The following is an 11,112-nucleotide window of genomic DNA, read 5'->3' as shown; positions in this document are numbered from 1 at the left end:
CTCCGACGCTGCACGCGGCGCTGGCGGCCGGAATGCCGGTCGACGTCGGCGTGGCCGGGGTCGCCGCCGACTCGCTCGGCGCCCGCCGCGTCGGCGCCATCGCCTACGACGTCGCGGCACGCACCGGTGTCCGTTCCGTGCTGGTGGCCGAGGACGACATCATCGCCGCCCGCCGGAGCCTGTGGCAGGACTGGCGGATCGTCATCGAGCACGGCGCGGCCGTCGCCCTGGCCGCCCTCACCTCGGGCGCCTACGTGCCCGAGCCGGGCGAAAGGGTGGCGGTCGTGCTCTGCGGAGCGAACACCGACCCACGCGACCTGCCGTAGCGGGGTCGGGTCGGGAATCCTGAGTTGAGATCGCGCAAAACTTGATTGATTCCAGAAAAGTGGACTATGTTCGTCGGGTGACGTCCGACTTCGAGACCCAGTTGCGGGCGGTCTCGTTGCGCGTGACCCGGCCTCGGTTGGCGGTGCTCGCGGCGTTGCGCGACCATCCGCACGTCGACACCGACACGGTGATCGCGCTGGTGCGGGCGGACCAGCCCACGGTCTCCCACCAGACGGTGTACGACGTGCTGCGTGCGCTCACCGACGCCGGTCTGGTGCGGCGCATCCAGCCCGCGGGTGCGACCGCCCGGTACGAGTCGCGGGTGAGCGACAACCACCACCATGTCGTGTGCCGCTCCTGCGGCGCGATCGCCGACGTCGACTGCGCCGTCGGCCATGCTCCCTGTCTCACCGCCTCGGGCGACCACGGTTTCGTGGTCGACGAGGCGGAGGTCGTCTATTGGGGCACCTGCCCCGACTGTGCGACCGAACACTCCCAGTGGTCCGCCAGTTCGGAAGGAAGCAGATGAGCGACACCCAGGACAACGTCCCCTCCAGTGCGCAGGGCGTGGACAAGAAGGAGGCGGCCGGCTGCCCGGTCGCGCACGACTCCGTCACCGCGCACGGCAGCGAGAGCGAGAACCCGGCGATCGACTCGCCGACGCCGAAGACCGGTGGTCGCCCGCGCACCAACCGGGACTGGTGGCCCAACCAGCTCGACCTGTCGGTGCTGCACGCCCACTCGTCGAAGGGCAACCCGCTGGGGGAGAGCTTCCGCTACGCCGACGAGTTCACCAAGCTCGACGTCGAGGCCCTCAAGCGGGACATCACCGAGGTCCTCACCACCTCGCAGGACTGGTGGCCGGCCGACTTCGGCCACTACGGCGGCCTGATGATCCGGATGAGCTGGCACGCGGCGGGCACCTACCGCATCGAGGACGGTCGCGGTGGAGCCGGTGACGGCGGCCAGCGGTTCGCCCCGCTCAACAGCTGGCCGGACAACGCCAACCTGGACAAGGCCCGCCGGCTGCTGTGGCCGGTCAAGCAGAAGTACGGCCAGAAGATCTCGTGGGCCGACCTGCTGGTGCTCGCCGGCAACGTCGCCCTGGAGTCGATGGGCTTCAAGACCTTCGGCTTCGGTTTCGGCCGCGAGGACGTGTGGGAGCCGGAGGAGATCTTCTGGGGTCCGGAGGACACCTGGCTCGGTGACGAGCGCTACGCCTCCGAGAAGGAGATGGCGGCCGGTGTCGGAGCGACCGAGATGGGTCTCATCTACGTCAACCCGGAGGGTCCCCGCGGCAACGCGGACCCCCAGGCCGCGGCGCACTTCATCCGGGAGACCTTCCGCCGGATGGCCATGGACGACGAGGAGACCGTCGCCCTCATCGCCGGCGGCCACACCTTCGGCAAGACCCACGGCGCGGGCATCGCCGACGACCACGTGGGCCCCGAGCCCGAGGCCGCCCCGCTGGAGGCGCAGGGCCTGGGCTGGCTGAGCACCCACGGCAGCGGCACGGGCGCCGACACGATCACCAGCGGCCTCGAGGTGACCTGGACGGACCGGCCGACGCAGTGGAGCAACCGGTTCTTCGAGATCCTCTTCGGCCACGAGTGGGAACTCACCACGAGCCCCGGCGGCGCGAAGCAGTGGGTCGCCAAGGACGCCGAGGCGATCATCCCGGACGCCCACGACCCGTCGAAGAAGCACAAGCCGACCATGCTCACGACCGACCTGTCGCTGCGCGTCGACCCGGCGTACGAGAAGATCTCGCGCCGCTTCCTGGAGAACCCCGACGAGTTCGCGTTGGCGTTCGCCAAGGCCTGGTACAAGCTGCTGCACCGCGACATGGGTCCGGTCAGCCGCTTCCTCGGGCCGTGGGTCCCGGAGGCTCAGCTGTGGCAGGACCCGGTGCCGGCCGTCGACCACGAGCTCGTGGGTGACGCCGACGTCGCCGCCCTCAAGGCGAAGGTCCTGGAATCCGGCCTCACGACCGCCCAGCTGGTCTCCACCGCCTGGGCGTCGGCCGCGAGCTACCGCTACACCGACAAGCGCGGTGGCGCCAACGGCGCCCGGATCCGTCTCGAGCCGCAGCGCAGCTGGGAGGTCAACCAGCCCGAGCAGCTCGCGACGGTCCTGGAGACCCTGGAGGGCATCCAGCGGGAGTTCAACTCGGCCGGCGGCGCGAAGATCTCCCTGGCCGACCTGATCGTGCTGGCCGGCTCGGCCGCCGTCGAGAAGGCGGCGCGGGACGCGGGTGTCGAGGTGACGGTGCCGTTCCGTCCGGGCCGCACCGACGCCACCCAGGACCAGACCGACGTCGAGTCGTTCCGGGTCATGGAGCCTCGTGCCGACGGGTTCCGCAACTACCTGCGTGCCGGCGAGAAGACCCAGCCGGAGGTGCTGCTCGTCGACCGCGCCTACATGCTCAACCTGACCGCGCCGGAGATGACCGTCCTCGTCGGTGGCCTGCGCGCTCTCGGCAACAACGTCGGCGGTGCGCGGCGCGGTGTCCTCACCGACCGGCCCGGCGTGCTCAGCAACGACTTCTTCGTCAACCTGCTCTCCCCGGGCACCCGGTGGAAGGCGTCGCAGTCCGACGAGCACGTCTACGAGATTCGGGACCTGGCCACCGACGAGGTGACGTGGACCGCCACCGCGGTCGACCTCATCTTCGGCTCCAACTCCCAGCTGCGGGCCCTCGCCGAGGTGTACGCCAGCGAAGACGCGCACGACAAGTTCGTGACCGACTTCGTCGCGGCCTGGACCAAGGTCATGGAGCTCGACCGGTTCGACCTCGCCTGACCCGTCTCCGAGCGACGAGCCCCGGTCGATCCACCAGTGATCGACCGGGGCTCGCCGCCCTTGTTCCCCCGGTGCGCGCCATGATCGATGATGGCGCGCACCGTCTCTGTCTCTGACGCGTGATCTCAGGGTGACGCCGAGGGCGCGGCACGTACACGACCACCGACGCGGCGGATCGCGGCGCAGGACCCGAACAGGGGCCCGCACCACACCGGGCGACGGGCCTTCGGCCACCGGGCGAGACCGACCCGCCGGACGACCCCGGAAGCGCAGCAGCCGCCGCCTCCGTTACGTCGTCCCGCCGGATTGTGGCCATCGTCATGACGACGATTTCCCCTGGTCGCGAGGGGTAGGAGCAGCACTGACCCGATGTGGGAGCTTCCCCACCGGGTCGCACCGTGTCGGGTCGGGCCCGGTGTTGATGCGTGGCGGTCCGTTGCCGCCCCGTGGCATCACCGCCGCGGATCCCGCTCCTGCGGCCCCTCGCCGCAGCTCGCCAGTTGCGCCGTTTCCCCGGCTGCCACATACCGGAAGGACAGCGTGCGAACCATCATCCGCCTTGCTCGGCAGCCCGAGCCGTGGCTCTTCCTCGCCGTTGGCGGTGCCGTCGCAGTCCTCGGTCATGGGGTGCTGCACCTGCTGATCTCCCGGGGCGTGGCCCCGACGGTCGCCAACGCCGTTCAGCTGGTGCTGACCCTCCAGCTGAGCTTCGTGGCCCATGACCGGCTGACCTGGCGCCGGCGTACCGCGAACCAGCCGACCGGCTGGACCAGCCGCTGGTGGCGGTTCCAGACGGCTCGCGGCTCCAGCGCTCTGCTCAGCCTGGTCGCGTTCCCGTTTCTGGCGCCGGTCACCGGTACGGCGGTCGCCTACTGGGCGCTGCTCGCCGGCGGCACCGTCGTCAACTACTGCTCCGACCACTTCTGGTCGTTCTCCCGCAAGGCAGGTACCAGCATGACGCAACCGTCTCCCGGCCCCGGCTACCGCGGCGCTCACCGCCGCCCGTCGTCGCCGGCCCGCCGATTCCTCTGGGTCGCCGGGCCGCTGGCCGCGGTCGGCGCGCTGACCGCCGTGTTCCTGAACGTCTTCCTGGTGACCGTCTCGGTGTTCATGCTGGTGGTGGCGGTCACCACGTTGGCCTTCCAGCTCTACAAGTGGTGGCTGCCCGAGCACAACGACCCCGACCGGTACGGCGAGCCGAACGAGCCTCGACTGCCCGGCGTCATCCTGGTGCCGATGCGGCACGAGGAGGCCGTCGCGGGGCGCACCCTGGAGCGGCTCGCCACGCTCGACCATCCGGACTACTGGGTGGTGCCGATTATCGACCATCCGGACGACCCGGGCACGGCGGCGATCGCACACGCCGCGGCGGCCCGCTGGCCGCACCGGGTGCTGGTGGCGCCGTACCCCGAGGACACCGCGGTGCACAACAAGCCGATCGGGCTCAACGCCGCGGTTCGGGAGCTGAACGATCTCGGGATCCCTTACGAGTGGATCGGCATCGCCGACGCCGAGGACCTGTTCCACCCCCGGCTGCTGCGGATGGTCGACTACCGATTCCGCAGGACCGGGGCGGGCATCGTGCAGTGCGGTGTGCAGTTGATGAACTTCAGCGCCGACCCGCGTACGTTGCCCCTGCCGTCGGGACGGTTGCCCCGGCTGCGTCGCTGGCTGCGGGCGAACGGCTCCGGCTGGTGGCGTGCGGCGAACGTGCTGGAGTACTACAAGTGGTTCCAGTCCCGGCTGAAGTTGCAGGCGGCGACGAAGGTGATGCCGCTGGGCGGCAACACGGTCTTCTTCCGACGGGAGTTCCTGGAGGCACTGCGCAGGCGGTACGGCGCGTACTGGGACGAGGACTGCCTCACCGAGGACTGCAAGATCGGCATGGTGGCCTCGGTGCTCGGCTACGACGTCGACGTCGTCTACATCGACGAGATGGTCACCCGGGAGGAGACCCCGGACACCCTGCGCGGCCTGGTCCGCCAGCGGGTGCGCTGGATGCAGGGCTTCATCCAGGTCTTCACCGAGCGGGAATGGCTGGCCCTGTCCCGAACGTGGCAGAAGGTGCTCGCCGTCTACGTGCTCGGCTTCCAGTTCTTTCAGGCGTTCTCGGTGGTCTTCGCACCGGTCGCGCTGGCCCTGGCGCTGGCCCACAAGTCGCCGATCGTGGTGGCGCTGCTGGCCAGCGTGCCGCTGGGGATCAGCCTGCTCACCGTCGCCCTCGACGTGCTGATGCTGCACCAGTTCGGGCGTACCTTCGGGCAGAAGGTCCGGCTGCGTGACTACGTGGGGGTGGTCGTCGGCGGTTACCCGTACCAGGTGGTCCTGTCGGTGGCCGGGGTGTGGGCGCTGCTGCGGCACCTAACGGGGTGTACCGACTGGGTGAAGACCGCGCACAGCGGCGCGCACCTGGGCGCGGCGCCCGCGCCCGACGCTGATCGGGTCCCGGCGACGGCGGGGGTGGGCGCATGACCAGGACGTTGGAGAACACGACCCTCGACCTGCGCGCCGTCACCGACATCGACCGGGCGCTGCCGCCGCACCGGCGGGCCCGCGTCAGCCTCCAGGTCTGGTTCGCCCGGCACGCCCGCAGCCTGGCCGTGCTGACGCCGCTGCTCGCCCTGGTCGGGGCCGTCCACGCCGTCGGCATGGCGAACTTCCCGGGGTACGTCGACGACCCCGGCACCTACCTGTCCCAGGCGTGGGCGATGCGGTACGAGGGTGAACTGTCGCCCTACTCGTACTTCTACGACCACGCGCCGGCGGGCTGGATCCAGATCGCCGCCTGGGCCGCGCTCACCAACGGCTTCGACCGGTACGACTCCGCCATTGCCTTCGGCAACGAGTGCATGCTGATCGCCCGGGTTGTCAGCGCCGGTCTGCTCTACCTGCTCGGCCGCCGGCTCGGCTTCGGACGGGTGCCCGCCTCGGTGGCGGTGCTGCTGTTCGGCCTCTCCCCGCTGGCCGTGGTCTACGGTCGCTGGACCTTCCTCGACAACCTGGTCACCCCGTGGCTGCTGCTGGCGTTCGTGCTGGCGTACTCGCCACGGCGCAGCATCGCCGCCGGCATCGGCGCGGCCCTGGCCTTCGGGATGGCCGCGCTGACCAAGGAGACCACGTTGCTGCTGCTACCCGCCTTCGGCTGGGCGTTGCTGCAGAACACCGACCGGCGCAACCGCCCGCAGGTGCTGGTGACCGCCGCTTTCGCGGGCATCCTGCTGATGGCGATGTATCCGCTGTTCGCGCTCTTCAAGGGCGAGTTGCTCCCCGGCGAGGGGCACAACAGCCTGCTCGGCACCGCGCAGTGGCAGCTGGACGGGCGGGCGTCCAGCGGCTCGGTGCTGGACGCCGGCAGCGCGACCCACCAGCAGGTGCTGAACTGGCTTCAGTACGACCACTGGCTACCCCTGCTGGGGCTGGCCGCGATTCCGCTGGCACTGCTGGTCCGCCGGCTTCGCCCGGCCGCCCTTGCCCTGGTCATCGGCTGGCTGGTGCTGGTGCGCGGCGGCTACGTCCCCTTCATGCACGTGATCAACCTGCTGCCGTGGAGCGCCCTGCTGGTCGCCGGCGTGATCGCCGCGCTGGCCGGCAGCCCCGGGCTGGTGCCCACCGGCTGGCTACGCCGGCGCGCCGAGCAGCGCTTCGGGTACGGCTTCCGGGTCACCCTGGCGGGCCTGCTGGTGCTCGGGCTGGCCGGCGTGGCCGCCGTGCACTGGACCCCGGAGCTGCGCCGGATGATGACGGTCGCCGAGCAGCCGCCGCTGCGCTCGGCCACCGAGTGGGTCGCCCGCAACGTGCCGCGCGACAAGACCCTGGTCGTGCACGACGCGATCTGGACGGACCTGGTGCACCACTACGGGTACGACCCGCGACCGGTGATCGTCTACAAGCTCGACACCGACCCGGCGGTGCAGGCCACCGTCAAGCGGGTCGACTACCTGGTGGTGCCGGACTGGTACTACCGCACCGCCGACGCGGCCGAGAAGTACCCGACCCTGATGGAGGCCCGCAAGCACGCGGTGCAGGTGGCCAGCTTCGGCACCGGGGACGACCGGGTGCGGGTGTTGCGGGTCAGCGAACACTGGGAGCTGCCGTGACCCGCCGTCGCCGGCACCTGTCGGCCGCAGTCCTCGCGGTCGTCGTCGCTCTGGCCACAGGCTGCGCCGACCGGCCCGACACCGCGCTGCGTCCCGACCCGCCCGCGATCACGTACGCGCCGCCGAAGCAGCCGTTCCGGGACGCGACGCTGCACGTCGACGTCGACACCGCGGCGGCCCGCTGGCAGGCACGCAACGGCGCGGACTGGCTGGACCCGATCACCGACCGGCCGCAGGCCCGCTGGGTCAACGATCCGCGCGACGTGCCGCCGGCCGGTGAGCTGGCCGCGCGGGCCCGGCAGCGCGCCGAGCTGCCGGTGCTGGTGGCGTACTGGATCCCCAACCGGGGCTGCGCCAACTCTCGGGAAGGCGCGCCGGACGCCCAGGCGTACCAGGACTACATCGGCAAGCTCATCGCCGCGCTGGGGGGTGCCCGGTCGGTGGTGGTGATGGAGCCCGACGCCATCGCGGCGGACTGCTTCGACGCCGCCCGCGCCCAACTGCTCACCGACGCCACGAAGCGGCTGGCCGCCGCCGGGCACGCCGTCTACCTCGACGCGGGGCACTCCAGGTGGCGCTCGACCGGGGAGACCGCCGAGCGGTTGCTCGCCTCCGGCATCACGTACGCGGAGGGATTCGCGGTGAACGTCTCGAACCGGCAGTCCACGGAGGACAGCTACCGGTGGGGGCGGGAGCTCTCCGACCTGGTCGGGGACCGCGAGTTCGTCATCGACACCTCCCGCAACGGCGCCGGCCCGCCGCCGGACGAGCCGGGCCGCGACGACGAGTGGTGCAACCCGGAGCGGCAGGCTCTCGGGGAGGCGCCCCGGCCGGTGACCGACCGACCGGGCCTGGCCGCGCTGCTCTGGATCAAGGCGCCGGGGGAGTCCGACGGGGTGTGCGGTGGAGAGAAGACGTACCTGTTCACGCCCACGCAGGCGCGTACCCTGATTGCCGATGCCCCGTGGCTGTCGGCGGCCGATCGGGCCGCCGCACGGGCGGCCCGGCCGACGCCGGTCGTCGACCAGGAATGACGGCTCTGCGGGACCGCCGTCAGGCGTTGCGGAAGGTGCGACGGTAGGCGTCGGGAGTTACGCCGATGGTGCGGGTGAAGTGCCGGCGCAACGTCGTGGCGGTTCCCATGCCGGCCGCCCGGGCGATGACGTCGATGCTGCTGTCCGTGTTCTCCAGCAGCTCCTGGGCCCGGCGGATCCGCTGCGTCGACAGCCACTGCAGCGGGGTGGTGCCCGTTGCCGACCGGAAGTGGCGGGCCAGGTTGCGTGAGCTCATGTTCGCCTGGCGAGCCAGGTCCTCCACGGTCAGCGGACGGTTCAGCCGTTCCATCGCCCAGGGGAGCAGGTCGGCGAGGGGATGGTCGTCGCGCGCGGGCACCGGGGTGGTGACGAACTGGGCCTGGCCGCCGGCGCGATGCGGTGGCACGACCAGGCGGCGGGCGACGGCGTTGGCGACCGTCGCGCCGTGGTCGCGGCGGATCAGGTGCAGGCACAGGTCGATCGCGGCGGCCTTGCCGGCGGAGGCGAGCACGGTGCCGTTGTCGACGTAGAGCACGTCCGGGTCGACCTGCACGCGGGGATAGCGGGCCGCCAGCGCCTCGGTGTGGGCCCAGTGCGTGGTCGCGCGCAGCCCGTCCAGCACCCCGGCGGCGGCCAGCACGAACGCACCGGTGCACAGCGAGACGATCCGGGCGCCCGCCTCGTGGGCCGCGCGGACGGCGTCGAGCAGGTCGGGTGGCAGGTCCGCGTCGATGTCCTCCACGGCGGGGACGATCACGGTGTCGGCGCGGGCGAGTCGGTCCAACCCGTCGTCCGGCTCCAGGTGGAACCGGCCGATCCGGACCGGGCCCGGGCCGCAGACCACGAGGTCGTACCACGGGTCTGCCAGGCCGGAGGGGTCGCGGGCGAAGACCTCGCAGGCCATGGCGAGCTCGAAGTGCAGCATCGCGTCGGTGGCGGCGAGCGCGATCGTGGTCATGTCCGAAAGTGTACGGGGCATGGCGTTCCCGACACTGGTCCGGGCCGGCCACTGCGGAGAGGATCTTCTTAGTCGATCTCTTCGAGGAGGAACCGCAGATGGGTTCAGGTCAGACCGTGGCGGTCTTCGGTGCGTACGGACACACCGGTCGTTTCGTGGTGACGGAGTTGCGCGATCGCGGGTTCGTCCCGCTTCTCCTCGGTCGCGACGCCGGCCGGCTCCAGGCGCTGGCGGCGTCGCATCCGGGGCTCGAACACCGGGTGGCGTCGGCCGACGATCCGGCCTCGCTGGACCGGGCGTTGACGGACGCGGCAGCGGTGGTCAACTGCGCCGGCCCGTTCGCCTCGACCGCGGCCCCCGTGATCGAGGCCGCCCTGCGCGCCGGGATTCCGTACGTCGACGTGGCGGCCGAGATCGAGGCCAACCTCGACACGTTCACGCACTTCGCCGACCGCGCCCGGACCGCGGGCGTCGCGGTGGTGCCGGCGATGGCCTTCTTCGGTGGACTCGGTGATCTGCTGGTCACGACGGCGATGGGCGACTGGACGGCGGCCGACGAGGCGCACGTCGCGTACGGGCTGAGCAGTTGGCACCCCACGGCCGGGACCCTCGCCTCCGGCACCGTCTCGCGGGAACGCCGGGACGGCCACCGCGTCCGCTACACCGGCGGCCGGCTGGAGTACTACGTCGCCGAGGGCGACCTGCCGACCCTGGAATGGGAGTTTCCCGCTCCGGTCGGCCGCCGGACCGTCCTCGGCGAGTTCACGATGGCCGACGTCGTCACGGTCCCCAGCCACCTGTCCGTCACCGAGGTACGCACGTACATGACCGCCGACGCGGCCACGGACCTGGCCGCCCCGGACGCACCCACACCGACGGCGGTCGACGAGCGCGGCCGGTCGGCGCAGACGTTCACCGTCGACGTCGTCGTGCGCGCCGGCGACACGGAACGACGCCTCGTCGCCAGTGGCCGGGACATCTACGCCATCAGCGCACCGCTGGCGGTCGAGGCGGTCCAGCGCATCCTCGGCGGGCAGACCAGGACGAGCGGGGTCGCCTCGGCCGGCGAGATCTTCGACGCGCCCGACTTCCTCCGCGCGCTGTCCGCGCACCTCTCGCTTCAGCCGCTTGTTTCCACCACGGCGTCGACCTCGAACTCCACCAGCCACTCCGGATCGATGAAACCGGAGACCTCCACGAACGTGCACGCCGGTCGTATGTGAGCGAACCGTTCGCCGTGTGCGCGCGCCGCCTCCCGCCACCGGGCGATGTCCACGAGCATGACCCTCGTCCGGATGACGTCTGCCAGCGTCGCTCCGGCCTCGCGCAGCGCCTGCTCGGCGATGTCCAGGCACCGCACGGACTGGGCGTACACGTCTCCCGGACCGGCGGTGGCGCCGTCGTCCGCGATCGGCGCGGTGCCGGCCACGGACACGTACGGCCCTATCCGCACGGCGCGGGAGAAGCCGATCTCCGGTTCCAGCGGTGATCCTGAGCTGACCAGGCGGCGGAATGACGTCACGTACGAAAGCATCGCAGCGGATTCGCCATGCTGGCCAGTCGCTCACCGTCACTTCCCCATTCGGATACTGACGGTGATGTCGTCTCGCCCTCCCTCACGCGACTCCCGCCACTTTGCTCTGCACCCGAGGATGCGCCACCTCGGTGAGCAGGTGGTTCTCGCGGCGGGGTGAGGACCGCCTCCGGCCCTACCGTGACTCGCCGTTACCGGTGCACATCGGGGTGCAGAGCAAAGTGGCGGGAGGGGTGGCCGGCGCTTGCGCGAACATGACGCAGCGGCGACGGAGTTCGGCCTGCGGGTCGACGTCCAGCCGCCGCACGCCTCGGTCCCCGATCTGGTGGAGGCGCTCGCCGCCTACGCCGTCGAGCTGCG

General features: G+C 71.4%; 9 protein-coding genes. 7 read left to right on the top strand and 2 right to left on the bottom strand.

The annotated features are described in order from the left end of the window. The 6 genes from AB0I76_RS13350 to AB0I76_RS13325 all read left to right on the top strand — a co-directional run. Positions 1-326 (top strand): pyridoxal-phosphate dependent enzyme (locus AB0I76_RS13350; RefSeq protein WP_357034187.1); only part of this gene is annotated, 326 nt, incomplete at its 5' end. A 77-nt stretch (positions 327-403) separates the two neighbouring features. Beyond that, entirely contained in the window at positions 404-856 is a 453-nt protein-coding gene (locus AB0I76_RS13345) for a Fur family transcriptional regulator (RefSeq protein WP_357034185.1), read from the top strand. Continuing rightward, positions 853-3,129 (top strand): catalase/peroxidase HPI, encoded by a 2,277-nt coding sequence (katG, locus tag AB0I76_RS13340; protein WP_357034183.1) that lies wholly within the window; start codon positions 853-855, stop codon positions 3,127-3,129. The genes AB0I76_RS13345 and katG overlap by 4 nt, the downstream gene beginning before the upstream one ends. A 540-nt stretch (positions 3,130-3,669) precedes the next feature. Then, positions 3,670-5,601 (top strand): glycosyltransferase, encoded by a 1,932-nt coding sequence (locus AB0I76_RS13335; protein WP_357034181.1) that lies wholly within the window; start codon positions 3,670-3,672, stop codon positions 5,599-5,601. Beyond that, positions 5,598-7,226, top strand: coding sequence for a glycosyltransferase family 39 protein (locus AB0I76_RS13330; protein ID WP_357034179.1), 1,629 nt, complete (start codon positions 5,598-5,600; stop codon positions 7,224-7,226). Before AB0I76_RS13335 ends, AB0I76_RS13330 begins: the two co-directional genes overlap by 4 nt. Next, a complete protein-coding gene (locus tag AB0I76_RS13325) occupies positions 7,223-8,260 on the top strand; it encodes a glycoside hydrolase family 6 protein (protein WP_357034177.1) in 1,038 nt (345 codons plus the stop codon). The genes AB0I76_RS13330 and AB0I76_RS13325 overlap by 4 nt, the downstream gene beginning before the upstream one ends. Before the next feature lie 19 nt (positions 8,261-8,279). Here AB0I76_RS13325 and AB0I76_RS13320 read toward each other — a convergent pair whose 3' ends face one another. Then, positions 8,280-9,218 carry a helix-turn-helix domain-containing protein gene (locus AB0I76_RS13320; RefSeq protein ID WP_357034175.1) on the bottom strand — a complete coding sequence of 313 codons (939 nt, stop codon included), beginning with the start codon at positions 9,216-9,218 and terminating at the stop codon, positions 8,280-8,282. Between the two features lie 98 nt (positions 9,219-9,316). Between AB0I76_RS13320 and AB0I76_RS13315 the strand changes: the two genes are divergently transcribed. Next, positions 9,317-10,441, top strand: coding sequence for a saccharopine dehydrogenase NADP-binding domain-containing protein (locus tag AB0I76_RS13315; RefSeq protein WP_357034173.1), 1,125 nt, complete (start codon positions 9,317-9,319; stop codon positions 10,439-10,441). Here the strand turns inward: AB0I76_RS13315 and AB0I76_RS13310 are convergent. Next, positions 10,339-10,740: a RidA family protein gene (locus tag AB0I76_RS13310; protein ID WP_357034171.1), complete on the bottom strand. Its 402-nt coding sequence runs from the start codon at positions 10,738-10,740 to the stop codon at positions 10,339-10,341. The genes AB0I76_RS13315 and AB0I76_RS13310 overlap by 103 nt on opposite strands. Between the last annotated feature and the right edge of the window lie 372 nt (positions 10,741-11,112).

Source organism: Micromonospora sp. NPDC049799 (assembly GCF_040656655.1).
In the GTDB taxonomy this organism is placed as follows: Bacteria; Actinomycetota; Actinomycetes; order Mycobacteriales; family Micromonosporaceae; genus Micromonospora.
Note: the sequence above shows the minus strand (reverse complement) of the source record. Positions and strands in the feature narration are given on the sequence as shown.